General features: G+C 63.0%; 20 protein-coding genes. 18 read left to right on the top strand and 2 right to left on the bottom strand.

Features of this window, described 5'->3' with window-relative positions; all coding sequences use genetic code 11:
- Positions 1-374 precede the first annotated feature (374 nt).
- Positions 375-1,160 carry an enoyl-CoA hydratase gene (locus ACI2KS_RS21865; protein ID WP_404623094.1) on the bottom strand — a complete coding sequence of 262 codons (786 nt, stop codon included), beginning with the start codon at positions 1,158-1,160 and terminating at the stop codon, positions 375-377.
- A 141-nt stretch (positions 1,161-1,301) separates the two neighbouring features.
- Here ACI2KS_RS21865 and ACI2KS_RS21860 point away from each other — a divergent pair, with 141 nt between their 5' ends.
- From ACI2KS_RS21860 to ACI2KS_RS21815, 10 genes are all read left to right on the top strand, one after another.
- A complete protein-coding gene (locus ACI2KS_RS21860; RefSeq protein ID WP_404623093.1) occupies positions 1,302-2,087 on the top strand; it encodes an SDR family oxidoreductase in 786 nt (261 codons plus the stop codon).
- A 56-nt stretch (positions 2,088-2,143) separates the two neighbouring features.
- Positions 2,144-3,124, top strand: a complete 981-nt coding sequence (locus ACI2KS_RS21855) for a bifunctional MaoC family dehydratase N-terminal/OB-fold nucleic acid binding domain-containing protein (protein WP_404623092.1) — start codon at positions 2,144-2,146, stop codon at positions 3,122-3,124.
- An 8-nt stretch (positions 3,125-3,132) separates the two neighbouring features.
- Positions 3,133-4,266, top strand: a complete 1,134-nt coding sequence (locus tag ACI2KS_RS21850) for an acyl-CoA dehydrogenase family protein (RefSeq protein WP_404623091.1) — start codon at positions 3,133-3,135, stop codon at positions 4,264-4,266.
- Positions 4,238-4,657, top strand: a complete 420-nt coding sequence (locus ACI2KS_RS21845; protein WP_404623090.1) for a MaoC family dehydratase — start codon at positions 4,238-4,240, stop codon at positions 4,655-4,657. Before ACI2KS_RS21850 ends, ACI2KS_RS21845 begins: the two co-directional genes overlap by 29 nt.
- 17 nt (positions 4,658-4,674) lie before the next feature.
- Complete coding sequence (locus ACI2KS_RS21840) at positions 4,675-5,853, top strand: lipid-transfer protein (RefSeq protein WP_404623089.1); 1,179 nt, start codon at positions 4,675-4,677, stop codon at positions 5,851-5,853.
- 10 nt (positions 5,854-5,863) lie between these two features.
- Positions 5,864-7,033 (top strand): acyl-CoA dehydrogenase family protein, encoded by a 1,170-nt coding sequence (locus ACI2KS_RS21835; RefSeq protein WP_404623087.1) that lies wholly within the window; start codon positions 5,864-5,866, stop codon positions 7,031-7,033.
- Between the two features lie 66 nt (positions 7,034-7,099).
- The gene (locus ACI2KS_RS21830; protein ID WP_404623086.1) at positions 7,100-8,305 is read left to right on the top strand and encodes an acyl-CoA dehydrogenase family protein; all 1,206 of its coding nucleotides are present in this window, start codon (positions 7,100-7,102) and stop codon (positions 8,303-8,305) included.
- Complete coding sequence (locus tag ACI2KS_RS21825; protein WP_404623085.1) at positions 8,302-9,444, top strand: acyl-CoA dehydrogenase family protein; 1,143 nt, start codon at positions 8,302-8,304, stop codon at positions 9,442-9,444. The genes ACI2KS_RS21830 and ACI2KS_RS21825 overlap by 4 nt, the downstream gene beginning before the upstream one ends.
- Before the next feature lie 96 nt (positions 9,445-9,540).
- Positions 9,541-11,223, top strand: a complete 1,683-nt coding sequence (locus ACI2KS_RS21820; RefSeq protein WP_404623084.1) for a class I adenylate-forming enzyme family protein — start codon at positions 9,541-9,543, stop codon at positions 11,221-11,223.
- 92 nt (positions 11,224-11,315) lie between these two features.
- Positions 11,316-12,698 carry a DUF1329 domain-containing protein gene (locus tag ACI2KS_RS21815; protein WP_404623083.1) on the top strand — a complete coding sequence of 461 codons (1,383 nt, stop codon included), beginning with the start codon at positions 11,316-11,318 and terminating at the stop codon, positions 12,696-12,698.
- 655 nt (positions 12,699-13,353) lie between these two features.
- On the opposite strand, the gene ACI2KS_RS21810 is transcribed toward ACI2KS_RS21815, so the two are convergent.
- Positions 13,354-14,682, bottom strand: a complete 1,329-nt coding sequence (locus ACI2KS_RS21810; RefSeq protein ID WP_404623082.1) for a spinster family MFS transporter — start codon at positions 14,680-14,682, stop codon at positions 13,354-13,356.
- 250 nt (positions 14,683-14,932) lie between these two features.
- On the opposite strand from ACI2KS_RS21810, the gene ACI2KS_RS21805 reads away from it, so the two are divergent.
- The 8 genes from ACI2KS_RS21805 to ACI2KS_RS21770 all read left to right on the top strand — a co-directional run bounded on the left by ACI2KS_RS21805 (position 14,933) and on the right by ACI2KS_RS21770 (position 26,716).
- A complete protein-coding gene (locus tag ACI2KS_RS21805) occupies positions 14,933-16,018 on the top strand; it encodes an alkene reductase (protein WP_404623081.1) in 1,086 nt (361 codons plus the stop codon).
- The gene (locus ACI2KS_RS21800) at positions 16,015-17,868 is read left to right on the top strand and encodes a long-chain-acyl-CoA synthetase (RefSeq protein ID WP_404623080.1); all 1,854 of its coding nucleotides are present in this window, start codon (positions 16,015-16,017) and stop codon (positions 17,866-17,868) included. Before ACI2KS_RS21805 ends, ACI2KS_RS21800 begins: the two co-directional genes overlap by 4 nt.
- Positions 17,861-18,946, top strand: coding sequence for an MBL fold metallo-hydrolase (locus ACI2KS_RS21795; RefSeq protein ID WP_404623079.1), 1,086 nt, complete (start codon positions 17,861-17,863; stop codon positions 18,944-18,946). Before ACI2KS_RS21800 ends, ACI2KS_RS21795 begins: the two co-directional genes overlap by 8 nt.
- 67 nt (positions 18,947-19,013) lie before the next feature.
- Positions 19,014-20,681 carry a DUF1302 domain-containing protein gene (locus ACI2KS_RS21790; RefSeq protein WP_404623078.1) on the top strand — a complete coding sequence of 556 codons (1,668 nt, stop codon included), beginning with the start codon at positions 19,014-19,016 and terminating at the stop codon, positions 20,679-20,681.
- Positions 20,682-20,773: 92 nt separating this feature from the next.
- Entirely contained in the window at positions 20,774-21,985 is a 1,212-nt protein-coding gene (locus ACI2KS_RS21785) for a thiolase family protein (RefSeq protein ID WP_404623077.1), read from the top strand.
- 4 nt (positions 21,986-21,989) lie between these two features.
- Positions 21,990-22,940, top strand: coding sequence for an OB-fold domain-containing protein (locus tag ACI2KS_RS21780; RefSeq protein WP_404623076.1), 951 nt, complete (start codon positions 21,990-21,992; stop codon positions 22,938-22,940).
- A 351-nt stretch (positions 22,941-23,291) separates the two neighbouring features.
- Complete coding sequence (locus ACI2KS_RS21775; protein WP_404623075.1) at positions 23,292-24,278, top strand: WD40/YVTN/BNR-like repeat-containing protein; 987 nt, start codon at positions 23,292-23,294, stop codon at positions 24,276-24,278.
- A 14-nt stretch (positions 24,279-24,292) separates the two neighbouring features.
- Positions 24,293-26,716 (top strand): RND family transporter, encoded by a 2,424-nt coding sequence (locus ACI2KS_RS21770; RefSeq protein WP_404623074.1) that lies wholly within the window; start codon positions 24,293-24,295, stop codon positions 26,714-26,716.
- Positions 26,717-26,784 lie beyond the last annotated feature (68 nt).

The raw sequence follows: 26,784 nt of genomic DNA, 5'->3' as shown, positions 1-26,784 counted from the left end.
TCCGGGCAGAAGCGGGGCGGTGTCCGGCCATGCTCCCTGTCTTGCGGGCAAAAGCGGGGCATCCCGAATCGCACCTTAGATGCTGCGCTCCCAGAGATCCAACCTCTACAACCGATACGCCGAGCGCTTTTGATTCTGGCCGCAGGCCGTGGGAGCGGTGCTTGCCCGCGAGCTGCCGGGCACCGGCAGTAAATCCAGACAGCTTGGCCGTGTCAGGTACAGCACGTTTCCAGAATCTACTACCGCTTCGCGCCAGATCGTCGGCAAGCCAACTCCCACGCCCTCCGGGCAGAAGCGGGGCGGTGTCCGGCCATTGCGGTGACAGTCTTCGGCCAGAATCAAATGCCCCTGGGCGTTGGTTGCCCGCGCCTCCTTCAATGCCCTTCGAACCGCGCCGTGCGTTTGTCGATAAACGCCTGCATGCCTTCCTTCTGGTCACGCGAGGCGAACAGCAGCGCGTTGGCCTTGCGCTCCAGGGCCAGGCCAGCTTCCAGCGGAGCGTCCATGCCGGCCAGGATCACTTCCTTGATCTGCTCGGCAGCCAGTGCCGGCATCGCTGCGATGACTCGCGCCAGTTCCAGGGCCTGGGCCTGCACCTGGTCATCGTCCACCAGATCGCTGATCAACCCGGCCACCCAAGCCTCCTCGGCGCTGACAGGTTGTCCGGTGAGCGCCATGCGCATTGCCTTGACCTTGCCCACGGCCCGTACCAGGCGCTGGGTGCCGCCAATGCCCGGCATGATGCCGATGCGGATTTCCGGTTGGCAGAAGCGCGCGCTGCGCCCGGCGACGATCAGATCAGCGTGCATCGCCAGTTCACAGCCGCCGCCATAGGCATAGCCGCAGACCGCCGCGATCAGTGGTTTCGGACAATGCTGGATCGGTCCCCAGACCCGCTCGGTGTGACGCTTGTAGATCTCGATGGCGCCAACACCGGCCATGCCGTTGATATCACCACCGGCGGCGAACACCTTGTCGCCGCCGGTGAGGATGATGCAACGGACATCGGGATCAATCGCCAACTCGCTGAAGTAGCGCGACAGCAATGCCTGCAATGGCAGGCTCAGGGCATTGCTCGCTTCAGGGCGGTTGAGGCGCAGCAGGGCCACTCCGGGCAGGGGGCGTTCAAGCAAAACCGGTGCTGTGGGTGATTCGGACATGGGGATCCCTTCAGAGCAGAGAGGCTACGAGTGGCCGCCAGTGTCCTGTCCGACAGGTTGATTTTTCATCGTCCGTTCAGACGTAGTCTGCCCCCCGGTTCGTCCCTAAAGTGACCCTTATCCGAAGAAAAGGAGCACATGATGGAGCTGCATTCCGGGCTTGATTACAGCGGCAAGGTGGTGCTGATCACCGGTGGCACCAAGGGCATCGGCGCCGGTATCGCACAGGGGTTTCTGGCCGCCAACGCACGGGTGATCGTCTGCGCCCGGCGCGAACCCGAACAGGTACCGACGCTGGGTAACAGGCGCGCTACCTTCATCGCCACCGACGTGCGTGACCACGATTCGCTGCAACGCCTGTTCACAACAGTGGAGCGCGATTTCGGCCGCCTCGATGTGTTGATCAACAACGCCGGCGGCAGTCCTGCGGCCGATGCGGCAACGGCCTCGCCCAGGTTTCATGAAAGTATCATCGGGCTGAATCTGATTGCGCCGCTCAATGTCGCCCAGCACGCCAATCGGCTGATGCAGGCGCAAGCGCAGGGCGGTTGCATTGTCTTCATCGGCAGCATCAGTGCCTTGCGTTCTTCGCCAGGTACCGCCGCTTACGGCGCGGCCAAGGCAGGTGTGCTGGCGCTGGTGCAATCGCTGGCGGTGGAGTGGGGCCCCAAGGTGCGCGTGGTCACGGTCAGCCCGGGACTGGTACTGACCGAACAGGCGCATCTGCACTACGGCACCGAAGCCGGTATCGCTGCGGTCGCGGCCGGTATCCCGGCTGCACGCCTGGCGGTGGCCGAAGACATCGCCAATGCCTGTCTGTACATCGCATCACCACTGGCCAGTTACGCCAGTGGCTGCAACCTGTTGTTGCATGGCGGCGGTGAGCGCCCTGCATTCCTCGGTGCCGCGCAAATTCTGCCCACCTGATCGACCTATTGCGGCGACCGGGTCCGGTCGCCGCCTTCAATACGAAGGAGACGACTTTGGCTGATCCACAATTGCTATCCAATGTGCGCGCCCTGGTGGGGCGCCAGTACGGCCGCGTATATGCCTGGGACGAGGTCAACGCACCGATGATCCGCCAGTGGTGTGAAACCATGGGCGTGGATAACCCGATGTACATCGACCCGGCCTTTGCACAGGCAACCCGACACGAAGGCCTGATTGCCCCGCCTGCCATGTTGCAGGTGTGGACCATGGAAGGCCTGCACGCCAACAACTATCCGCCTGGCTCCACCGACGAGAACCCCTACGAGGTGCTCAAGGAAATGGAAGCCTATGGTTATGCGTCTACCGTGGCGGTGAACTCCGAGCTCAGCTTCACCCGTCCGCTGCGCCTGGGTGAAAAGCTCTACTACACCACGCGCCTGGATTCGGTTGGCGAGGAGAAAACCACCGCCCTGGGCACCGGTTTTTTCGTCACCTTGGTGATGAGTCATTTCGTCGAACAGGCGAGTGGCGACGAACCCGTGGGCGAGTTGCTGTTTCGCGTGTTCAAGTTCCGCCCGGCCAATGCTCAGCCCCAGCCCGAGGCCCCGGCCCCGGTGGAGTCCGCGACCGCCGGGCCCAAGCGTGCGCTGCCAGGCATCAGCGACGACACGCGATTTTTCTGGGAAGGCTGCGACAAGGGTCAGTTACTGATCCAGCGTTGCTGCGCTTGCCAGACCCTGCGTCACCCACCGGCGCCGGTGTGCATCGAGTGTCATAGCTTCGACTGGGACACCGTGCAGGCCAGCGGCCGCGCCCGGTTGTACTCGTTCGTGGTGATGCATTACCCCGAAGTGCCGCCGTTCGATTACCCCAATCCCATCGGTCTGGTCGAGTTGCAAGAGGGCGTGCGCATGATCGCAGGGCTGGCAGGGGTCGAGCGCGAGCAATTGCAGATCGGCCAGCCGCTGCAGGTCGAGTTCCAGACCTTCGACGAGCGATTGACCCTGCCGTTGTTCCGGCCGGTCGAGGCATAGGAGCCATCATGGATTTCGAATTGAACGAAGACCAGCGCGCTATCGCGCAGATGGCCGACCAGTTGTTCGTCGATCATTGTCATGACGATTTCATGCGTCAGTGGGACAGCAGCGGCGAGCCGATGATGGCGCCGTTGTGGGCGTTGTGTATCGAGACCGGCCTGCATGCCCTGGCCATTCCCGAAACGTACGGCGGCAGCGGTCTGGGCATGACCGAGCTGATGCTGGTGCTGCAAGCGCAAGGCAAGGCCCTGGCGCAGGTGCCGCTGTGGCGCCATCAACTGGCAGCCGCGACCCTGGCCCGTTTCGATGCCAGCGACGGTGCCGGCTGGATAGCCAAGGCAGCGTCCGGCGAGGCACTGCTGAGTCTGTCGGTCGATGGCCTGAACAGTGCGCTGGGCATCGAGCTGCAAGCGACGCGCAGTGCCGGGCGCTGGTCGGTCAATGGTCGGGTGGCGGCCCTGTCATGGGGTGATCAGGCCCAGGCCGCACTGGTGCTGGTCGAGGTCGAGGGCCAGGCGCAGTTGCTGCTGCTCGACCTGTCGGCGCCACAGGTGCAACGGGTGTCGGCGGTGTTGACTCACGGCGAAGCGGTCACCGACCTGCACGTGCGCGACTTGACGGTGAGCGCCGCTGCTCTGCTGCCGAGCGAGTCGGTCGCCTGGCTGGAACTGCGCAGCGTCGCGGCACTGGCCGCCCTGCAACTGGGCGTCAGCCAGGAGCAGGTTCGCCGCACCGTCAGCTACGTCAGCGAGCGCCGGCAGTTTGAACGCAGCATCGGCAGCTTCCAGGCGGTGCAGATGAGCATGGCGGACACCCATATCGCGATCGAGGCAGTGCGCACGGCGTTGTGGCAACTGGTCTATCGGATCGACGCCGGTTTGCCGGCACCGTGCGAAGCGCTGGCCGCTGCCTGGCTTGCGTGTGAAGCAGGGCACCGCATCGGCCATGTCGCACAGCATGTCCATGGTGGCATCGGCGTCGACGTGACGTATCCGATTCACCGTTTTCTCTACTGGAGCCGCGGGTTGTGCCTGGCCTTGGGTGGCTCGGCGGCAAACCTGGAACGCCTGGGCGACTGGCTCAACGATAACGATAAGCTGGGATGGAAATATGACCTCCAAGAACACCAAGCGCTTTGAAGACGTGCGCCCCGGCGAAACGCTGCCGGAACTGGCGGTGCCTGTCACCGTGACCCTGATCAACGGCGGCGCGATCGCCACCCGCGATTACTTCCCCGGCCACCACGACGCGCAGGCGGCCCGCGCCCTGGGCTCGCCCCACATCTTCATGAACATCCTCACCACCAACGGCCTGGTGCAGCGATTCATCGAACAGTGGGCCGGGCCGCTGGCGCACTTCACTGCGCTGAAAATCAAGCTCGGCGCGCCGAACTACCCCGGCGACTGCATGACCTTCAGCGGCAGCGTCAGCAGCGTGGATGCGCACACCCGTTCGGTGGAAATCACTTTGAGCGGCAAAAATTCAATGGGTAACCACGTGACCGGTACTGTCGCGCTGGTCCTGCCCTGACAGCCGGAGAGACACAGATGACTGATTCATCGATTTCCGGGCGTGCCGCGATCGTTGGTCTGGGCGCGACCGAATTTTCCAAGAACTCCGGGCGCAGCGAACTGCGCCTGGCGATGGAGGCCACCTTGAGCGCGCTCAAGGACGCTGGCATCGACCCGAGCGCGGTCCAGGGTTTCAGTTCCTATTCGGTGGACAAGGTCCCTGAATACGAGATTGCCCGCCTGCTCGGCTGCAAGGACGTGAAGTTTTTTTCGCAGGTGCCCCATGGTGGCGGAGCGGCATGTGGACCGGTGATGCATGCCGCCATGGCCGTGGCGACCGGGATGGCCAAAGTAGTGGTGGTCTATCGCGCCATGAACGAGCGTTCCTGGTATCGCTTCGGGACCGGCAATTACGGCTTTGCGTCGTCACCGATCTTCGACAACGTCAACTATGGCTGGTACATGCCCCATGGTTTTCATACGCCAGCAGCCTGGGTCGGGATGTTCGCCCAGCGCTACATGCACACCTACGGTGCCACCTCCGAAGACTTCGGCCGGGTGGCGGTGGCCGCGAGGGATTTCGCCGCCACCAACCCCCAGGCGTTTTTCCACGGTAAGCCCATCACCCTGGAAGAACACCAGGCCTCGCGCTGGATCTGCGAACCGCTGCACTTGCTCGATTGCTGCCAGGAGTCCGACGGTGCCGTGGCGATGGTCATCACCTCCGCCGAACGGGCCCGCGACCTGCGCCAGAAACCGGTGACGATCAAGGCGGCCGCCCAGGGCATCAGCCACGGCCAGCAGAGCATGACTTCGTTCTACCGCGACGACATCACCGGGCTGCCGGAGATGGGCGTGGTGGCCCGCGAGCTGTATCGCCAGTCTGGCCTGGGGCCCGATGCGTTCCAGACCGCCGTGATCTATGACCACTTCACCCCGTTCGTGCTGCCTCAGCTGGAGGAGTTCGGTTTCGTCGAGCGCGGCCAGGCCAAGGAATTCATCCGCGCCGGCCATCACGCCCGAGGCGGAAAACTGCCGATCAACACCCATGGCGGGCAGTTGGGCGAAGCCTATATCCATGGCATGAACGGCATCGCCGAAGCGGTGCGTCAGGTGCGTGGTACGGCAGTCAACCAGGTGCCTGATGTACACAACGTGCTGGTCACTGCCGGCACCGGCGTACCGACCAGCGGCCTGATTCTCGGCGCAGCCTAAGGAGTAGCGAATGTTCGTCGACCTCACACCCGAACAACATGCCCTGCGGCACAAGGTGCGGGACTATTTCCAGGCGCTGATGACTCCGGCCATGCGCGACCAGCTGCGCGGCAAGGAAGGCGGCGAACTGTTCCGCCAGACCGTCCGCCAGATGGGCCGTGACGGCTGGCTGGCGGTGGGCTGGCCCAAAGCCCATGGCGGGCAGGGTTACGCCGCCACCGAGCAGTTGATCTTCTTCGAAGAAGCCAACATCGCCGGGGCACCACTGCCATTCGTCACCATCAGCACGGTCGGCCCGTCCTTGATGACCCATGGCAGCGAATTGCAGAAAGAGCGTTTTCTGCCAGGTATCGCCGCCGGCGACATCATGTTTGCCATCGGCTACTCCGAGCCCGATGCCGGCAGCGACCTGGCCGTGTTGAAAACCAGTGCCCGCCAGGACGCCGAAGGTTTTGTGGTCAATGGCAACAAGTTGTGGACCTCGGGTGCCGAATCGGCCGACTTCGTCTGGCTGGCGGCGCGCACCGACCCGACTCAGGCCCGGCACAAAGGTATTTCCCTGCTGATCGTCGACACCACGACGCCGGGCTTCTCCCACACGCTGATTCCCACTACCAGCATCCCCACGACGGCCACCTATTACGACAACGTGCGGGTGCCCGACGAGATGCTGGTGGGGCAATTGCACGGTGGCTGGAAGCTGATCACCTCACAGTTGAATCATGAACGCCTGGGTCTTGGGACCTGGTCGGACAAAGTGGTGGCGCTGTTTCGCCGGGTCTACCTCTGGGCACGGGTACGCGACGAACAGGGGCGCCGGGCGATGGACAAGGCCTGGGTGCGCAGCTCGTTGGCCGAGTGTTATGCGCGGCTGGAAGCGATGCGCCTGATCAACATGCGCATCGCCGCGGATCTGGAGCGTGATCGCATGGATGTGGCGCTCAGTTCAACCACCAAGGTGTTCGGCTCGGAGTCGGCGATCGAAATCCTGCGCAAGCTGGCAGCGATCGTCGGCGCCAATGGTTCGATGCGCAGCGGCTCGGCGGCGGCGCTGCTGCAGGGCGAGCTGGAATATGAATTGCGCTGTTCGGTCACGCTGACCTTTGGCGGGGGCACCAATGAAATCCAGCGCGAACTGATCGCCCAGTTTGGCCTGGGCATGCCTCGCGCCCAACGCTGACGCGGGTTCATCAAAACAAAAAAACCGTGCTCGCGCCGAACCCGGGGCGAGTCGAAGGGGACATCCATGAACACGATCGAGCAATTTCGGCAGGACACCCGTGCCTGGCTGGAAGCTAACTGTCCGCTGTCGATGCGCACCGCCATGGCTGAAGGCGATGTGGTGTGGGGCAGTCAGAACCCGCAGTTTCCCTGTGCAGACGCGCGCCTGTGGTTCGAGCGCATGCGTGACCAGCGCTGGTTCTGCCCGGAGTGGCCTGAGGAATACGGCGGGGCGGGTTTGACCGACGAGCAGGTGGCGGTGCTGGAAAGCGAGATGCGCCGCATCAAGTGCAGGCCACCGCAGATCAACCTGGGTATCTGGATGCTCGGCCCCGTGCTGTTGGCTTTCGGTAGCGAGCAACAAAAACGTGATCTGCTGCCGCCTATCGCCCGCGGGCAAGTGCGTTGGTGTCAGGGCTTCTCCGAGCCGAACGCCGGTTCCGACCTGGCCAGCCTGAAAATGGCCGCCCGTGATGCTGGCGATCACTTCGTGGTCGACGGCAGCAAGATCTGGACCTCCTACGGTGACAAATCCGACTGGATGTATGCCTTGGTCCGCACCGATTTCACCGCACCGAAGCACGCGGGCATCAGCCTGATCGTGCTCGACATGCGCAGCCCGGGGGTGACCGCGCAGCCGATCGATTTGATCAGCGGTAAATCGGCGTTCTGCCAGGTGTTCTTCGACAGCGTGAAAGTGCCCAAGAGCCAGTTGATCGGGCCGCTGAACGGCGGCTGGGACCTGGCCAAATACCTGTTGCAACACGAACGCAAGGCGATGTCGAAATTCGGTGAATTCAGCCTGCCATCACACGTTGATCTGCTTGCCCTGATGCGCGAGTACGTCCCCGCGCCGCAGAGCCAGAGTGAACACGCATTGCAGGCGCGGGCCACAGCCTGTGCGATGAATGAGCACGCCTACAACCTGACCGTGCAGCGCATGGGAGAACAGGCGCGAGCCGGCGAGGACGTCGGCGGCTTGATGTCGATCATGAAGCTGGTGCACACCGAGCAGGAGCGCGACAAGTTCGAAATCTTGCTCGATGCCATGGGCGGGCACGCATTCGGTTGGCAGAGTCCGGCGTTCAGCGAGCAGCAACTGGCGGTGACCCGCTCCTGGCTGAACAGTTATGCGCTGACCATTTCCGGCGGCGCCTCGGAAATCCAGCGCAATGTCATTGCCAAGCGCGTACTGGGTTTGCCCGACGCGAAAAAAGGAGTCAGCGCATGAGCCTGCGTTATAGCGATGAACAGCGATTGCTGGCCGACAGCGCCGGGGATTTTCTGGCCGCCCGCAGCCCGGTCAGCGCGCAACGGCGGCTGCGCGATGACGCGGTGGGGCAGGGCTTCGATGCACAGCTATGGCAAGAGGCCGTCGAGTTGGGCTGGAGCGCGATCCCGTTTCCGGAAGACCTCGGGGGGCTGGATTTCGGGTGCAAGGGCCTGGGCCCGATCTTTGAATCCCTGGGCCGCAATCTCGCGGCCACGCCGTTGTTGTCCAGCGTGGTGCTCGGCGGGACGCTGGTGCACCTGGCAGGTAATTCCACGCAACAGACGCGGTGGTTGCAAGCCGTCATCGGCGGCGAAAAGCGCCTGGCCCTGGCCGTGGACGAGTCCGCGCGCCACGATCCGACTCGCATGGCCCTCCAGGCGAAAGCCGAGTCTGCAGGCTATTGCTTGCACGGTGACAAATTCTGGGTGGTCGACGGTCTGGGTGCCGATGCCTATGTGGTGGCGGCACGCACCTCGGGGCTGGCAGGGGACACACAGGGCATCAGCCTGTTCCTGGTGCCGGCCGATAGCCCGGGTTTGACCGTGAGCGCCTTGCCCCTGATCGATTCGCGCAACAGCGCGCGCCTGCAACTGGACCACGTGCACCTGGGGCCTGAGGCACTGCTGGGCGCTCCGGGCGCAGCCTGGGGCGCGCTGGAGACGGCGCTAGACCGCGGACGCACCTGCCTTGCGGCGGAACTGTTGGGGATGGCCGAGCACCTGTTCGAAACCACCCTGCAATACCTCAAGACCCGGGTGCAGTTCGACACGGCGATTGGCACTTTCCAGGTCCTGCAACATCGCGCTGCGCAGATGTACGTCGACCTGCAGCTCAGCCGCAGTGCCTTGATGGCCGCATTGGCAAGCCTGGACGACAGCAGCCTGGATACCGGCACACGTGCCCGACTGGTCAGCCTGGCGAAATGGAAGGCCGGCGACACAGCGATCAAGGTTGCCAATGAGGCGGTACAGATGCATGGCGGCATTGGCGTGACTGACGAGCTGGATGTCGGCCTGTTCCTCAAGCGTGTGCGGGTTGCGCAGAGCTGCCTGGGTGATCGGGACTTTCATTGCGCCCGCTACGGGGCCCACGCCTGACACCCGCTTTGCCCCGAGGATGTCACTTGAACGAATAACAGCGTCCCGTTGCACGCCTTTGGGCGTGCGACGCGCGCTGTTCTGGAGAAAGCAAAGATGAGCATTGAACGCTGGCAACACGCGTGGCGCCAACTGATCGCCCCAGGTGCGCCATTTGAAGTGGTGACGCCGGATGACGGCGCGCCTCGCTTTTTTCGTCACGCTGCCAAGAACCTGCTGCAGGTACTTGAGGCCGGGCGTCGGCACGGCGACCGTGAGTTTCTGGTCTGGCAGTCCCAACGCCTGACCTTCGACCAATATTACGATCAGGTTGACCGGCTGGCCGGGCAGTTGGTCAGTCGTTTCGGACTGCAACCGGGCGATCGGGTGGCGATTGCCATGCGTAACCAGCCTGCCTGGCTGGTGGCCTTCGCCGCGATCCTGCGCTGCGGTGCGGTGTGCGTGCCGCTCAACAGTTGGGGGCTGCGCGACGAGTTGCAGTACGCGCTGCAAGACAGTGGTGCGTGTCTGCTGCTGTGCGACGAGGCGCGCCTGAATACGCTGGGTGACTATCTGCAGCGTGAGTTGCAGGCCACGATCGTTGTCGACGCCCAGGCACAATCGTTGCCCGAGTACTGCCTGCGGTTTGACGAGCTGCTCAGCGCCCCGGCACTGCCGTTGCCTGCGTTGGAGATCGATCCCGACACCCCCGCGCTGATCCTTTACACCTCCGGCACCACCAGTCGGGCAAAGGGCGCCGTGTCCACTCACCGGGCCATCTGCCAGGCGCTGTTCGCCCTGGATTTCCAGGGCGCATTCTGCGCCATGAGTTCGCCCGAACGCATCAGCGTGGTGATCAACAGCGGCTACCCGCCCACCACGCTGGCGGCTGTTCCGTTGTTCCATGTCAGCGGGTTGCATGCCCAGTTCCTGTCGGCGTTGGGCGCTGGGCGTCGCTTGATGCTGATGTACAAGTGGGATGTCGAACACGCTATCGACCTGATCCGCGACGAACGCTGCACCCAGTTCAACGGCGCGCCGGTGATGATGCAGCAGTTACTAGCCTCGCCGCGTTTTGGCACCGAACACACCGCCAGCCTGTTTGGCCTGGGACTGGGCGGCGGCGCTTCGTCCGGCGCAGTGCTGGACAACATGCTCAAGCTCAAGCCCGATGCCGTTGGCGGCGCCGGCTATGGCTTGACCGAGAGCAACGGCATCGGCGCCGCCATTGGCGGCGATATGTTTGTGTACAAGCCGACGACGGCGGGGTGGGCATTGCCGATCGTTGATATACGCATCGGCGACGATCCGCGCCAACCACAGCCGGCGGGCACCCGCGGGGTGATCTGGCTGCGCTCGCCGACGCTGATGAGCGCCTACTGGAACCTGCCCCAGGCCACTGCGCAAAGCCTGCGCGACGGTTGGCTCGACACTGGCGATATCGGCTACCTCGATGACGAGGGCTTTCTCAGCATCACCGGCCGGGTCAAGGAGCTGATCAACCGCGGAGGCGAGAACATCTCCGCGGCTGAAATCGAGACCTGCGTCCTGGATATGCCCGGTGTCCTGGAGGCGGCGGCATTCGCCATCGCCGACCCGCTGCTGGGGGAGGCGGTGGGACTGGCGGTGTATGGCGAGGCTTGGGCGCTGCCCCAGGAGGTACAGGTCCGCGCATTCATCGCCGAGCGCCTGGCCGCCTACAAGGTGCCGACGCGGGTCTATCGGGTGCCCGAACCACTGCCACGCAACGCCACCGGCAAAGTGCTCAAGGCACAACTGCAGGAAAAATTGGGCGCATGACGCCTGCTTAGTCTTTCCAGACGATGTCGGGGCCGGTGGAACACGAACAATGGACCCACACGACAGAGCCTTATCAGCGTAGGAGGCAACACATGAAAATAACAAGAACAGGTCTGGTGCTCGCAATCGCGGTCACAGCCCATGGCGGGCTGATCGGGTATGCGCACGCCCAAGTGTCACCGCAGGAAGCGGCCAGGCTGGGCAAGGATCTGACCTGCGTCGGCGCCGAGCAGGCGGGGAACGCCGAAGGCACCATACCGCCGTACACCGGCAAGTATCTGGGTGAAGTGCCGGGCTGGAATCATGTGAAGTTCTCCGGCGACCAGCCGGTCGATCCTTACGCTGCCGAAAAGCCGATCCTGGTCATCACCGCGCAGAACATGAGCCAGTACGAGGCGCACCTGACCGAGGGGCAGAAGGCCCTGCTGAAAAAATATCCAACCACCTACAAGATGAATATTTATCCGGGCCATCGGGACTTCCGCTATCCCGATTACGTCTGCCGACGGGCGATGGACAACGCGCTGCACGCCAAGCTGGTCAACGACGGAGCAGGTTTCACGGGTTTGGGTCAGGTGCCGTTCCCGCTCCCTAAAAACGGCATGGAATTGCTGTGGAATCACCAACTGCCGGCACGTGCCTACACCGAGGAAAAAACCACTGACCTGGCCTCGGTCCTGCCCAATGGCAGTATCGGCTGGGGACGGGCCTATGCCCGCAATCTTTCGCAAGCCAACTCGCCAACCGTCGAGCCCAATACCGACGGCAGGATTCAGGCGATGAGCAACAACATGACGCTCAAACCGGCTCGCGATAACGGCACCCTGAGCATTGCCCACGAACCGTACAACTTCGTCGTTGATTCTCGACAAGCCTGGTCCTACAGCCCATCGACCCGGCGCGTTCGGCAACTGCCCGGTTACGGTTTCGATCAGCCGATGATCGGTACCAATGGCACCATGACCGTCGACGAAGACCGTTTGTTCAACGGCTCACCGGAGCGCTTCAGCTGGAAGCTCATCGGCAAGCGTGAAATCTACAGCCCGGCCAACGCCTTCAAGCCCAACGCCGGGACGCTCAAGTACACGGATATCCTCACCCCCAATCACCCCAATCCCGACGTCATGCGTTATGAATTGCGCCGGGTCTGGGTGTTGGAGGCGGACCTGAAGGAAGGCTATCGCCATGTCTATGGCAAGCGTGTGCTGTTTATTGACGAGGACACCTGGAACGCCGTGATGGCCGACAACTACGATGCCCGTGGGCAGCTGTGGAAACACGCCATGATCAACTATTACTACCACCCTGACATGAGTGGCTGGCAGGCCGGGTCGCAGTTCTTCATGGACTTGAACTCTGGCCAGTACACCGGTTACGGCATGTCCAACGAAGCGAAGAAAGGGCCGATCCTCAACGAAGGCAAGTTCACCCCGGACCAGTACACCGCCGACGCGGCGCGGGCTATCGGGCGCTGATTTTTCCGGTCACAAACCGCTGTAACCCAGCCCTGCCGGTTTCCGGTGGGGCTTTTTTTTCAGCGGATCTTGCACCGTGCTGCTGGTGCTTTGACGCGTTAGGGTCATTGGCCTGCACCCTGCAGCGAGATTAGCTGCCGGCTCGTGTTCCTCATCATCCCCCGCTGTGAATAAGCACCCAAGCTGAACCGCCAGACCCCCCATTTACGGTTCGGCCTCATCAAGGTTGCGCCTGGCGGCGATAGCTTGCAGGGGCAGGGCGTCCGTGGCTTGCAGGATGGTGTTGCGAAGGCGAGCCCTTGCGCTGCCCAGGCTTCGTCGAGGTCGATGACGGGGTTGCTGACCAGGGGTGTGGTGTGCGGCGTGCCGCGAACATAGAGCTTGATACGTTGCTGCCAGATGCCTGGCAGGGCGCTGTGATCAAGGAAGTGGTCGGGGTTTTGTAACTTGATCCGGGCAGCCCGAAACAGCTCGGCTTCAACCCGTTGCCTGTTGCCTGTTGCCTGTTGCCTGCTGCCCGTTGTCCGCTGTCCAGGCACTGGGCACGGCGATCGAGCACGTTGCCGATCGGTACGGCGCGAGTGCTCAGGGTGATTCTCAAAAAAAAACCGCCGGACCTGGCAGGGTCACAGCGGCGCGGTGATGCGTGAAAGGCTCAGGCAGTAGCGGTCCGGGCCGGTGTCAGGAATGCGGCGGGGCTTTTCATCTGCTGGCGGTAACGGGGCAGCGCGATGACCAGAAACACACTCGCCAGCACCAGCAACGACACCGATGAAGCAAGTGCATAGCGCAGCGATTCACTGCCCAGTGTCGGGACGAAGAAGTCGCTGAGCATGCCCACCAGCAGCGGCCCGACACCTACGCCCAGCAAGGTCATGGACATGACGAAAATGGCAGTGGCCTGAGCCAGTCGGGTGGCCGGAAACAGGTGGGTGATGGCACTGATGCACGGCGTTGCCCACCAGACGCCAAAGAAGCCAAAGGCGCTGTAGAACAGGAACGCTTGCGGCACGGCAATGCTGCCGATGTGGAAGGCCGTGCCTTGCGGCCAGAGGAAATACGCCAGGGCGAAGGGGATGCTGATCAGCGTGCCCAGCAGTGGCACACCGATCTGCCAGCCGGGATCGCGCCGCGCCATGCGGTCGGTGAGCATGCCGCAGACCAGGGTGCCGACGGTCGAACCGGTGCCGCCGACCACGCCGACCAGAAACCCGGCCTCTTGCATGTTCAGGCCGTGGGAACGGATCAGGAAGCTCGGGCTCCAGGTGCCGATGGCATAGCCGGCGATGGCTGCCGCGCCGCCGGTGAGCACCAGCCACAGAAAGGAGGGTGTGTGAAACAGCTCGACGAGGGTGGTGAGCCAACCGTCCTGTTGCACCGCAACATTGCCCAGCGCGATGACGCGCCTGGGCGCACGCACCGTTAACGCCAGCAGCAGGCCAAGCAGGATTCCGGGAGCGCCGATCAGCAAGAACGCGTAGCGCCAACCGTGGTGTTGGGCGATCCAGCCGCCCAGGCCCAGGCCGACGATGGCGCCCAGGCTGGAGCCGAGCATCAGCACCGCCAGGGCGGTGGAACGACGATGCGCCGGATACAGATCCGAGACCATCGCCACCGAGGGCGCGGTGCCCCCGGCCTCGCCAACCGCTACCCCGATTCGCGCCAGCACCAGGATCAGAAAGCTGCCGGCCAGGCCGCAGAGCATGGTCATCAGGCTCCATGCGATACAACTCAAGGCGATCACCGGCTTGCGCCCGATGCGGTCCGAGAGACGCCCCAGCGGAAAGCCGAAGACGGTATAGAACACCGCGAAAGTGACGCCCGACAGCAGACCGATGCCGGTATCGGAGATGCCGAATTCATGCTTCACCGGCTCGATCAGAATCGCCATCAGTTGGCGGTCGATGTAATTGAACACATAGATGCTGGCGAGCACGAAAAGCGCGTAATGCGTTCTCCATGTCACGGGGGTTGAGTGGCTCACTGCGGGTGCTCCCGGTCTTGTTCTGGTTGACGCGATGCTGGGTCCGTCCGGGGTTTTTCTCATCGTCCATTCAGACCATTTTTCACCCGCCGGCAGGCTGCCGCTCACGATAGCGCACCTAGTCTTGTCGGACGATGTTTCCCTGGCACTCAGCGTCAATCATTGGCCTCATTCGCTGGCAGTTCAGCGTCTGGCCACGCGGTGGCCGGCCGCCGGTAGCCACACAACAACCAGAAGCTGAGGAATTGCAATGAGCGTCCTGTTCGAGCCGGTCACCCTGGGCGAGCTGCAACTGGCAAACCGCATCGTCATGGCGCCCATGACCCGCAGCCGTGCCCTCGTCGATGCAGTGCCCGGCAGCGATATGGTCGAGTATTACCGCCAGCGTGCCGGTGCCGGCTTGATCGTGGCAGAAGGTACCGCGCCCTCCGCCAGCGGCCTGGGCTATTGCCGCACGCCGGGGATCTACAGCGTCGAACAGATGGCAGGCTGGCAACGGGTCACCGAGGCGGTGCATGCCGAGGGTGGGCGCATCGTCCTGCAACTGATGCATGTCGGTCGCGCCGCCAGCCGCCACAACAAACCGGCAGGCGCAACCACCGTGGCGCCTTCGCCGGTGCGCGCGCTGACTCAGGTGTTCAGCGACAGCCACGGTCTGGTCGACACTGATGAGCCGCAAGCGCTGACCCTGGAAGGAATCAATGAGGTCATCGAAGAGTACCGCCAGGCGGCGTTGAATGCGCGCCAGGCAGGCTTCGACGGTGTCGAACTGCACTGCACCAGCGGTTATCTGCCGATGCAATTCATGGCCTCGCAAAGCAACCTGCGCAGCGATGCCTACGGCGGCGATGCAGACGCGCGTGTGCGTTTTGCCAAAGAGGTGATCGAGGCCATGGCCAGCGCCATTGGCGCAGGACGGGTGGGCTATCGGCAGTGCCCTGGTAATCCGTACAACGATATAAGCGACCGCGATCCAGCGGCCACCGCAACCGCTTTGTGCCAGGCCGTAGCGCCGCTGTCCCTGGCCTACCTGCACATCATGCGCTCGCCGCTGACCGATCTCGATGCCTTCACCCTGGCACGCGAACACAGCCCGCATCCCTTGATTCTCAACGACGGTTTCGATGGTCTCTCGGCCAGTGCCGCGCTGGCAGCAGGCGAGGGCGCGGCGGTGTCGTTCGGCCGTCATTTCATCGCCAACCCCGATCTGGTGGAGCGTCTGAAACGAGGTCTGCCATTGAGCCGCTTCGATCGCAAGAGCCTCTACACGCCGGGTTCGGCCGGTTACTCGGATTACCCCGCCTTTCAAGCGATCGCCCAGGAGCTGGCGCAATGAACCTGAATGAGTTGACCGCCGTCCTGCCGCGCCGTCCGGTGCCGCGCGAGCAGACCCAGGCATTACTCGACCAACGCTCTGCGGCGGCGGGGCTGATCAAGCCAGGCGACTTTTACACCCTTGCCGATCGCCTGGAGCAACGGGCGCATGATCTGGGCGAGCGCACGTTTCTGATCTATGGCGAGCAGTCCCTCAGTTACGCCCAAGTCGATGCCCGGGCCAACCAGATGGCTCACACCTTCTACGCCAATGGCCTGCGCGCCGGCGATGTCTGTGCCTTGGCGATGGAAAACCGCCCCGAGTTCTTCTGCACCTGGTTCGGCCTGGTCAAGCTTGGGGTGGTGGTGGCTTTCATCAACACTCAGGTCAGCGGTCGTCCGCTGTTGCATGCGTTGCACACCACTGGCGCCAAGGTGCTGGTGGTCGGCGAGGAATGCCTGGCCAATCTACAGGCCACCGAAGGCTTTCCCGAGCTTGCGCGCTGGCTGATCCGCGACCCGGAAAACCCGTGGATCGGACCGTTGCCCAAGGGCATCGACGGATATTTCGATGCACGCCTGGAAAAAGCACCGCGTACGCCGTTCCCTCGGGATATCCGCGCGCACATCGACGCGCAGACCCCAACCCTGCTGATTTTCACCTCCGGCACCACCGGCCTGCCCAAAGCGGCGCGCTACAGCCACATGCGCTGGATGTCCTCCGGCGATGTAATGCAGATCACTCTGCAAGCCACGTGCAAGGACGTGTTCTATTGCTGCCTGCCGCTGTACCACGGCGCGGCCGCCACGTCAGTGACCTCGACCGCGCTGCGCGCCGGTGCAGCCATTGTGGTACGGCGCAAATTCAGCGTGCGCGAGTTCTGGAGCGATGTGGCCCGGCACCAGATCAGTATCTTCCAGTACATCGGCGAGATCTGCCGTTACTTGCTCAATCAGCCGGCGCGCACCGGCGAGCGTGTGCACAGCCTGCGCTGCATGCTCGGCGCGGGTCTGTCGCCAGACTCCTGGCAGCGCTGGCTGGAGCGCTTCGGTCCGATCCAGGTGTTCGAGGGCTGGGGCGCCACTGAGGCCAATGCCGCAGTGATTAACGTCGATAACTATTTCGGTTCCTGCGGACGGGTGCCGGACTGGAACAAAACCAACCTGCGGCTGGTGCGCTACGACATCGAAAACGACTGTCATCCACGGGACGAAAACGGTTTCTATCAAGTCTGCAACGTGGGCGAAATCGGTGAGGCGATGGGCTTTATCGTCGATCACCCGCAGATCGGCGGCGGGCGCTTTGAGGGCTACACCAGTGCCGAGGCGACCGAAGGCAAGATCCGTCGCAATGTATTTCGTGACGGTGACGCCTATTGGAGTTCCGGCGACCTGCTGCGTGAAGACGCCGACGGTTACTGCTATTTCGTCGACCGCATCGGCGATACCTATCGCTGGAAAAGCGAGAATGTTTCGACCCTGGAAGTGGCGGGCGCCCTGAGTGAGCTCGCCGGCCTTGAGCTGATCAATGTCTACGGCGTCCAGGTCCCGGGCCATGAGGGCCGCGCCGGCATGGCCGCGGTGCTGATGCAGCAGGGCCAGGCGTTCGATCCGCAGGACCTGTACCTGTTGACGGAAACCAGCCTGCCGCGTTACGCCGCCCCGGTGTTCGTGCGGGTCACGCAGTCGGCGGACCTGACTGCCAGCTTCAAGCTGCGCAAGGTCGACCTGCAGCGCCAGGGCTACTGCCCGAGCAGTTGCAGCGATCCGTTGTTCATCCGCGATGATCAGGCGCGGACCTATGTGCCCTATTCACCAGAAGCCCTGACCCGGCTGGGTCTGGCGCCTTTCGCGGTGGCCAGCCATGACTGACCTGGACGCCAACGGTCACGAACTGCGCAGCGGGCTGCGTTATCCCTGGCCACAGCCACCCGATTCGGGGCAGGTGCTTGAAGTGGCAGCCGGCCTGTGGTGGCTGCGTATGCCGCTGCCGTTTCGCCTGGACCACATCAACCTGTATCTGCTGCGTCACAACGATGGCTGGGTCGTGGTGGATACCGGCATGAACACCGAGCAGACCCGCAACGTCTGGGACCGGGTACTGACCCAGGTGTGTGCCGGGCTACCGGTTCTGGCGGTGGTCTGCACCCATTTTCACTCCGACCATGCCGGGGTGGCCGCATGGCTTTCGCAGCGTTTCCACTGCCCGGTTTACATGACCGCGAGCGAGTTCCAGTCGCTGCACGTAAAGTTTCCCGCCGACCAGCCACCGGGCTGGGATTTCCTCGATTTCTATCGCAAGGCCGGGGTCGACGACGCCCAGAGCATGGAAATGTTCGCGGTGATGAGCAACGCCCATTTCCTGCCAGCGCCCCTGAACCATTACCGCCGTTTGCGCGAGGGCAGCCTTCTGCAGATCGGCGGGCGCACCTGGCAGGTGGTCATCGGCAGCGGTCATTCCCCGGAGCATGCCTGCCTGTACGCCGCCGAAGACGCCTTGCTGATCTCCGGCGATCAAGTGCTACCGCGCATCACCTCTACCGTCGGCGTGCACGCCACCGAGCCTGATGCCGACCCGCTGCGCGACTGGCTCGACTCCATCGACAAGCTGCGCGCCCTGCCGGACAGCGTGCTGGTGCTACCGGCCCACGAGCGGCCGTTTTTCAATCTGCATCAGCGTCTGGATCAGCTGCAGGCGCACCACGCCGCGCATCTGGCGCTGATGCTGGCCAGCTGTGCCGAGCCGCGCACCGTGCTCGAACTGGTGGCTGTGTTGTTTCCCAGGTTGTCGGGCCGTTTCGACGAACTGATGGCGCTTGGCGAAACCTTGGCGCATGCCAACTACCTGCTGGCAGAGGGGTCGCTGGAGCGCGAAGAGGAGCAGGGGCGATATCGCTACCGACGCGCTGTCGGGGCAGCGCGTGCCGCTGCACCCCTCAAGGTGTTTTGAACGGGCAGCACGGCAGCAGGGTTGAACATTCCAGGCAACCACCCGGTTGCCGCACAGGAGAGTCAGTGTGATCAAGAAAAACAACAATAACTCTACGGTCATGGTTTCAAGCGTGTTTCAGATCAGCAGTCTGGCGGCGGCGATTGCGCTCGGTTCCACGCCGGTATGGGCTGGCGACACCCTCGAATTCGACAACGGCATGACGATGGACTGGTCGGTAACCACCAGCTATGGCGTCGGCGTGCGTACCGGCCAGCCAAGCAGTCGATTGCAGACGGTCAATGCCGACGATGCCAACCGCAACTTCGATCGCGGCAGCCTGACCACCAACCGCGTGGGCGCTCTGGGCGAAATGATCTTGCGCAAGGACAACTATGGCGCCGTGGTGCGAGGCAGCACCTTTTACGACGACGTCTACCACCGCAAAAACGATAACGATTCGCCCGCTACCGTGAACAAGCAGGGCAAGAATGACGAGTTCACCAGCGATACCCGCTACTACAGCGGCGGGCGCACTCGTCTGCTTGATGCCTATGTGTTCAGCGGCTGGAGCTTCGACAACGACACCATGCTCGACGTCAAGGCCGGGCGGCACATCGAGTCCTGGGGCGAGAGCCTGTATTACCCGGGCGTGAACGGCGTTCAGAACCCCTCGGACGCGGTCAAGGCATCGCAGCCGGGCGTTGAGGTCAAGGAAGTGTTGTTGCCGGTGGGCCAGTTCTCCGGCTCCTATCGCCTCAACCCGAGCTTGACCTTCGGCGCGTACGTGCAATACGAATGGAAAGGCACCGAACTGCCGCCGGTGGGTAGCTTCCTGTCGACCAGTGACGTGGTCGGGCCAGGCCGTGAGTTCATCTTGAGCAATGGCCAGAAGATCGCCTATCGCGGCACCGACGAACCGCGCGATGGCGGCCAATGGGGGGTTCAGGTGCGCTATCGCCCGGTTCCGGCGATCGAGTTGTCGCTGTTCCATGTCAACTACCACGACAAGAATCCGGCCACGGCGCTGGTTGGATACGATCCGTTGCCCGTGGGTGGCGGACGCTATGCGTTTGTTTCCAACGGCTATCGGGTCAAGTACTTCGAAGACATCAAACTGACCGGCATCAGCGCCTCGACCAAGGTCGGTGATGTTCAACTGGGCGGCGAATGGTCTTATCGTGACGGTGCGCCGGTGATGGTCAATACCGGCCTTGGTCCTGTGCCGGCCAGGGGCAAAGGCCAGCAAATGCAGTTGTCGGCAATGCGTATCCTGGGGGACCGCCCCTGGGCCAGCCAGACCACGCTGACTGCCGAAGTCATCCGCGTGCAGGTCGACAGCGTCGAGTCCACCTCGGGCGCCGCCAACTTGCAAGGCTACAACCTGGTGCCCGCAGTGGCGGGTCTGGTCGCGCCCTCCAATGACTACACCTACAGCACCAGCGGCGGCTATCGCACCAAGTCCGCCAGTGCCTTCACGGTCGGCGCATCGTTCAGTTATCCGGGGGTTTTCCAGGGCTGGGACCTGGAAGTGCCTTTGAGTTTCTCCGACGTCTTCAGCGGCTCTGCGCCAATGGCCGGGAGCATCTCCGGGGTCGCAGGTGACCGACGCTTGAGCATGGGCACCACCTTCAAGTACTTGAGCAACCTGGAAGTGGGCTTGAAGTACATCGGGTATCTGGGGGAAGCCGACCCGATCAAACGTCCCTATGCCGACCGCGACTACGCCACATTCTCGATGAAATACACCTTCTGATCGACCACTCGAAGCCGGGGCGCTTTGCCGCTCCCGGCTGATCAACAATTTTCGCAAATGACCGCCGCCTGATATCGCGGCATGGAGGGGCTATGGGGCTCAAAGGCCACGCTGCCATCGTTGGCAGCGCACAGTACAAACCGGAAAAGTACGCAACCGCGCCCAGGATGTTTCACCTTGAGCAAGTCGCCGATCTGGCAGCCCAGGCCCTGCGTGATGCCGGGCTCAAGGCCTCGGACCTCGATGGACTGGTGATCAACGGCCCGCATTTTCATGAGGCTTCGGTGTTCGTACCGGCCATGGCCGCCGAGTACCTGGGCCTGCGCCTGAACTTCGCTGAAGTGGTGGACCTGGGTGGATGCACCTCGGTGGGCATGGTCTGGCGCGCTGCTGCCGCCATTGAACTGGGGCTATGCCAGGCGGTGCTGTGCGTCATTCCTGCACGCATGGCGCCGTTGGGGCCTGATGAGGATGCCGGGTGGATGGCCCGGTCCATGCGTTTTGGTGGACACAGCACGGCTTATGGCGCACCGGAGGCCGAGTTCGACCTGCCTTACGGGCACATGGGGCAGAACACCGGTTACGCCATGATTGCCCAGCGTTATGCCGCGCAGTACGACTACGACCAGCGCGCAATGGCCAAGATTGCCGTCGATCAGCGCAGCAATGCGCTGGCCAACCCGCAGGCGATGTTCTACGGCCAGCCACTGACCATTGAGCAGGTCTTGGCCAGCAGGAGGGTGGCGGACCCGCTGCATGTCCTGGAAATCGTCATGCCGGTGGCCGGCGGTGCGGCGCTGATCATCACCAACAAGGAAGTGGCTGCGCGGGCGCGCAAACGTCCGGCGTTCATTACCGGGTTTGGCGAACATCTGGCATTCAAGTCGCCATCCTATGCCCAGGACATGTTGAACACGCCCATTGGCCCGGCGTCTGAGCGGGCGTTTGCCATGGCCGGGCTCAAGCCCAGGGATGTCGACGCCGCGCAGATTTACGATTGCTACACCATCACCACCTTGCTGACCCTTGAAGACGCAGGTTTCTGCGCCAAGGGCGAGGGCATGGCGTTCGTCCGCGAGCACGACCTGACCTGGCGTGGCGACTTTCCGATGAATACCCACGGTGGGCAACTGAGTTTTGGCCAGTCGGCCTCGGCCGGTGGCATGAGCCAGGTGATCGAGGCCGTGACGCAGATCGCCGGCAGCGCCGGAGAGCGTCAATTGGGGCGCTGCGACAATGTCTACGTCTCAGGCACCGGCGGGGTCATGAGTGAGCAGGGCGCATTGATACTCCAGGGAGCATAAGCACATGTCCAATAACAAACCGATGCCGGTCGCAACGCCTATCTCCGCGCCATTCTGGGAAGGCCTGAAATCCCGCCGCCTGTCGATCCAGCAATGCAACGCCTGTGAACACTGGAACTTCTACCCGCGCCGGCATTGCCCGCGTTGCCTGGAACACGATCTGAGCTGGCGCGATGTCGACGGTGCGGCAACGTTGTACAGCTACACCGTCACGCGCATCGCCACCTTGCCGGACTTCATGGATGAAATGCCGCAGAAACTGGCGGTGGTCGAGTTGTCCCAGGGGGTGCGGATCAATACCAACCTGGTAGGGCTGGACGAATCCGAGATCCGCATCGGCATGCCGTTGCAACCGGTGTTCGCGCAAGTCGGTGCCAAGGGCGACCGCCTGTTGCGCTTCACCGGCGTCGACAAGCATGCGCCAAGCCTGGAGCTACTGCCCGCGCTGGACAGCGATGCCCTGCCGACGGTGGCGGAACAACCGGCGGTTCGGCAAATCGATCTCAACGATGGTCCGGCGTTGCAGGCGCTGGTCAGCCAGGAGTACAGCGACTGGAGCAACGTGGTGCTGGTCGATCAGGCACTGATCGACGCCTTTGCCCGGTTGTCGGGCGACGATTACTGGATCCACACCGACCCCGAGCGGGCACGTCTGCAAAGCCCGTTTGGCGGCACCATCGCCCATGGCGCTTTGGTCCAGGTGCTGCAGTCGCGAATGAAGCTGTCGCTGGGTTTTGAAATCAGCGGTTTCAGCACGCAGATCAACTATGGCTCCGACCGCCTGCGTTTCCCGGCACCGGTGCCGGCCGGCTCGCGTATCCATGCGCGAGCGCGGGTGAAAAAAGTCGAGATCCTGGCACGCGGCACGCAGCTGACCCTGGAGCTCAATACCCATGTGGTGGGCCAGGACCGACCGTCGGTGATCAACGACCTGGTGATCCTGTACATCGCCTGATGCATAGCGGGGCGATTGATCCTCGGTAGCAGGCGGGTTGCCGGCGGTGACGCTTTCACAGGCGCCGCCGCCGGCGAGCGGGCAGTACCCGTCAGGTTTGCCGCACCTTGGCCAGCGCTGCCCTTCGATAGAGCCACTGCGCTCGATCAGCCTGCCGCAAGCATCCCGCCACGGCGCCATTCGCGCCATTGCATAGGCCATTTGGACGATGTGCCTCCCACCCCTTGCGCCGACTATCGCGCACAAGCATTGCCCTTTCGATGGCCTTGCTTGCCCTGGCGCCTACAAGAACAAGAGGATTGGCCCTATGACTTGCCCTATGCACGAGTGCCCCGCGCAGGAGTGTTCATCATGCGCTCGGTGATCGGCTACGTTGTCTGCATTGTGGTCGCCTTGACCATTGGCTACACCTTCTTCCCCAAGACCCCAGTGGATGCAGGGGTGCTGGCCACGCGTCCGGACCGGGTGCAGATCAATGGCTTGCTCAATCTGGGCTCGCGCGTGATCGCCGTGGGCGAGCGGGGCAGTATCCTGCTCAGCGATGACCAGGGCGTGAGCTGGCAGCCAGCCAGCGTGCCCACGCAACGGAACGCCACCTTGACCGCTGTGATAGCCCTGGATGACAAGCGCTTGTTGGCCGTCGGTCACGATGGCTGGATTCTGCGTTCGGTGGACGCCGGCAGCAGTTGGCAGGAAACGCGTTATGACGGCGATCTGGGCGAACCGCTACTGGGAATCTGGAGCGGTGGGGGCGACAAGGTCCTGGCGTTTGGCAGCTTCGGCAAGTTCTACCAGTCCGGTGATGCCGGGCAGACCTGGACACCGCAACCCCTGGACATTGACAGCGCCCACCTTTATGGCATGGCGGGCGCCGACGATGGCCGGCGCATGCTGGTGGGCGAGCAAGGGCTGGTGCTGCGTACCACCGACAACGGCCAACACTGGCAGACCTTGGCACCGTTCTACAGCGGCTCGCTGTTTGGCGTCGTGCGTCTGAGTGCCGAGAACTGGGTGACCTACGGCATGCGTGGGCATGTCTTCGTGAGCCACGACTTCGGCCAGAGCTGGACCCAGGTCAAGCTGGGCAACCAACTGCCGTTGTATGGCCATGTGGTGCTGCCCGATCACGCGGGCCTGGTGATCGTCGGCGCTGGCAGCTCGATGGTGCGCCTTGATGCGCGCGGCGCGTTGATCGGTGTCACGCGGCTGGCCGGGCTTGGCACCCTGACCTCGGCGACGATGGTCGGCTCGCGCCTGCTGGTCGGTGGTGAACGCGGTGTATTGCAAGGAGCAGGTGGCAGCGTCGCTGCCCTGGCGGCCACACAGGTGGTCCAGTAAATGAGGGGCAAGCGATGAATCAAGATAAACACTGGGTGACGCGCTGCGTCGAAACCTGTGCCGACCACCTGATGGCCTGGCGCAAGGGCCTGCTGTTGCTGTTTGTGCTGGTGACCTTGGGTCTGGGCTACAGCGCCACTCACACGCAACTCGATCCCGGGTTCAACAAACAGATTCCGGTGCGTCATGAGTACATGGTCAATTTTCTCAAGTTCAGCCGCTACTTCACCGGTGCCAACCGGTTTTTGGTCAGCGTGCGCTGGAAAGGCGAGGGGGACATCTATAACGCCGAATACCTGGAAACCCTGCGCAAAGTCACCGACGATGTGTTTTTTATCTCTGGGGTCAGCCGTCCCAGCGTGACGTCGCTGTTCACGGCCAATGTGCGCTACATCGAAATTACCGAAGACGGGTTTTTTGGCGACGTCGTGGTGCCGCCGCGCTTTAGCGGCACCCCTGAGGATCTGGGACAGGTGCGCAGCAACACCGCAGCCTCGGGTCAAGTCGGGCGCCTGGTGGCCAATGACCTGAAGTCGGCGATGGTCCGTGCCGACCTGCAGGACACCGATCCCAAGACCGGCCGGTCGGTGTCCTATGTCGACATCGCCGAGCGTCTGGAAGCCATTCGTGGCAAATACAACAGCCCCGATATCGAGATCAACATTGTCGGCTTCGCCAAACTGGTGGGCGATGTGGTCGAGGGCTTGAACACGGTGATCGGTTTCTTTGTCGTGGCCTTCGTGATCACCGGTCTGTTGCTGTGGCTGTACTCACGCTCCCTGCGTCTGACGGTGGTGGCGTTGCTGGTCGCGTTGCTGCCGGTGGTCTGGTTGCTGGGCCTGTTGCCTTTGCTGGGGTTGGGCATCGATCCGATGTCGATTCTGGTGCCGTTCCTGATTTTTTCCATCGGCGTGTCGCATGCGGTGCAGATGACCAACGCCTGGAAGCAAGACGTGCTGACGGGACAAACCTCCAGGCAAGCGGCGCGCTCGGCGTTCTGCAAGATTTTCATTCCAGGCTCTCTGGCGTTGTTGATGAACGCTCTGGGCTTCGCGGTCATCATGTTGATCGACATTCCCATCGTCCACGAACTGGGCGTCACGGCCTGCATCGGCGTGATGTTGATGATCATCACCAACAAGCTGATGCTGCCGATCATCATTTCCTACCTGCGCCTGGAACCGGCGCTATTGCGGCGGGCGCAATCACGGCCGGCTGGAAGGCACCGGCTGTGGTGGCGCCTGTCGGCGCTGGCCGAACCCGGGCCGGCACTGGCGGTGTTTGCCGTGAGCCTGCTGTTGCTGTCGGCCGGGGCTTATAAAGCCCGGGACCTGGCGGTGGGGGATATCGGCGCCGGCGCGCCGGAGCTGCGGGCCGATTCGCGCTACAACCAGGACAACGCCAGGATTATCAACAGCTACTCCATCGGCCTCGATGTGCTGTCGGTATTCGTCCAGGTCAAGGGCGTCGACGAAGGTTGCCTGTCGCCTGCCGTGATGCGTGCGGTCGAAGCCTTCGATTTCCGCATGCGCTCGGTCTCGGGCGTGCAGTCGGTGCAGAGCGTGGCGGACATGGGTAAGCGGGTGATCGCCGGCAACAACGAAGGCAATCCGCGCTGGGCGGCAATCCCTGGCTCGTCCCGGGGGCTGAGCCAGGGTGCCCGTGCCTACATGCCGGATGACGGGCTGGTGACCGATGGCTGCCAGCAAATGCAGATACTGGTGTTCCTCGCCGACCACGAAGGCAGCACCATCAGCCACGCAATCGCCGAAGCCCGGCAGATCATTGCCCAGGTCAGCTCGCCGCAAGTGGAGTTCCTGCTCGCGGGTGGCAATGTCGGGGTAATGGCTGCCTCCAACGAAGCGGTCAAACACGCCGAAATCATCATGCTGGGGGCGCTGTTCGGTTCGGTCGCGTTGTTCTGCTGGCTGACCTTCCTGTCGATCCGCGCGGTGTTGTGCATCCTCGTGCCGTTGGCGATTGTCGCGATTCTGTGCAACGCCCTGATGACCTTGCTCGGGATCGGCCTGAAGGTCGCCACGTTGCCGGTGATGGCGCTGGGTGTCGGTGTGGGCGTGGACTATGGCATTTATCTGTACGAGCGCATCCAGCACGAAATGCTGCGCGGCTCCAGCCTGCGCGAGGCGTTCTACCAGGCCATGTGTCAGCGCGGCACAGCGGCGGTGTTCACCGCCCTGACCATGTCCATCGGTGTCTGCACCTGGGCGTTCGCACCATTGAAATTCCAGGCTGATATGGGGGTGTTGCTGTCATTCATGTTTCTGGTCAACGTCCTCGGGGCGATCTTCCTCCTGCCGGCGCTGGCCGCCTGGTTCAATCGCGGTCGCCCGCTGGTTGTTCAGCGCATACGCCAACCGGTGGCGGCACAGCCTCAAGCCAGGGCCAAAAACAGCGCTGTCCTGAGCGATTCCCCCTAGCACGAAATAAACCTGCGGGACCTATTGTGGAGCGTGCAGACCATAGGGAGACTGAGGTGGGGTCCGGT

Origin of the sequence: Pseudomonas sp. NPDC087358 (genome assembly GCF_044900785.1) — a bacterium.
GTDB lineage: Bacteria > Pseudomonadota > Gammaproteobacteria > Pseudomonadales > Pseudomonadaceae > Aquipseudomonas.
Note: the sequence above shows the minus strand (reverse complement) of the source record. Positions and strands in the feature narration are given on the sequence as shown.

What these genes read in the sequence shown, in the direction of transcription:
- ACI2KS_RS21865 (WP_404623094.1), bottom strand. Translation starts at nt 1,160, where the DNA reads ATGTCCGAATCACCCACAGCACCGGTTTTGCTTGAACGCCCCCTGCCC.
- ACI2KS_RS21860 (WP_404623093.1), top strand. Translation starts at nt 1,302, where the DNA reads ATGGAGCTGCATTCCGGGCTTGATTACAGCGGCAAGGTGGTGCTGATC.
- ACI2KS_RS21850 (WP_404623091.1), top strand. Translation starts at nt 3,133, where the DNA reads ATGGATTTCGAATTGAACGAAGACCAGCGCGCTATCGCGCAGATGGCC.
- ACI2KS_RS21845 (WP_404623090.1), top strand. Translation starts at nt 4,238, where the DNA reads ATGACCTCCAAGAACACCAAGCGCTTTGAAGACGTGCGCCCCGGCGAA.
- ACI2KS_RS21840 (WP_404623089.1), top strand. Translation starts at nt 4,675, where the DNA reads ATGACTGATTCATCGATTTCCGGGCGTGCCGCGATCGTTGGTCTGGGC.
- ACI2KS_RS21835 (WP_404623087.1), top strand. Translation starts at nt 5,864, where the DNA reads ATGTTCGTCGACCTCACACCCGAACAACATGCCCTGCGGCACAAGGTG.
- ACI2KS_RS21830 (WP_404623086.1), top strand. Translation starts at nt 7,100, where the DNA reads ATGAACACGATCGAGCAATTTCGGCAGGACACCCGTGCCTGGCTGGAA.
- ACI2KS_RS21825 (WP_404623085.1), top strand. Translation starts at nt 8,302, where the DNA reads ATGAGCCTGCGTTATAGCGATGAACAGCGATTGCTGGCCGACAGCGCC.
- ACI2KS_RS21820 (WP_404623084.1), top strand. Translation starts at nt 9,541, where the DNA reads ATGAGCATTGAACGCTGGCAACACGCGTGGCGCCAACTGATCGCCCCA.
- ACI2KS_RS21815 (WP_404623083.1), top strand. Translation starts at nt 11,316, where the DNA reads ATGAAAATAACAAGAACAGGTCTGGTGCTCGCAATCGCGGTCACAGCC.
- ACI2KS_RS21805 (WP_404623081.1), top strand. Translation starts at nt 14,933, where the DNA reads ATGAGCGTCCTGTTCGAGCCGGTCACCCTGGGCGAGCTGCAACTGGCA.
- ACI2KS_RS21800 (WP_404623080.1), top strand. Translation starts at nt 16,015, where the DNA reads ATGAACCTGAATGAGTTGACCGCCGTCCTGCCGCGCCGTCCGGTGCCG.
- ACI2KS_RS21795 (WP_404623079.1), top strand. Translation starts at nt 17,861, where the DNA reads ATGACTGACCTGGACGCCAACGGTCACGAACTGCGCAGCGGGCTGCGT.
- ACI2KS_RS21785 (WP_404623077.1), top strand. Translation starts at nt 20,774, where the DNA reads ATGGGGCTCAAAGGCCACGCTGCCATCGTTGGCAGCGCACAGTACAAA.
- ACI2KS_RS21780 (WP_404623076.1), top strand. Translation starts at nt 21,990, where the DNA reads ATGTCCAATAACAAACCGATGCCGGTCGCAACGCCTATCTCCGCGCCA.
- ACI2KS_RS21775 (WP_404623075.1), top strand. Translation starts at nt 23,292, where the DNA reads ATGCGCTCGGTGATCGGCTACGTTGTCTGCATTGTGGTCGCCTTGACC.
- ACI2KS_RS21770 (WP_404623074.1), top strand. Translation starts at nt 24,293, where the DNA reads ATGAATCAAGATAAACACTGGGTGACGCGCTGCGTCGAAACCTGTGCC.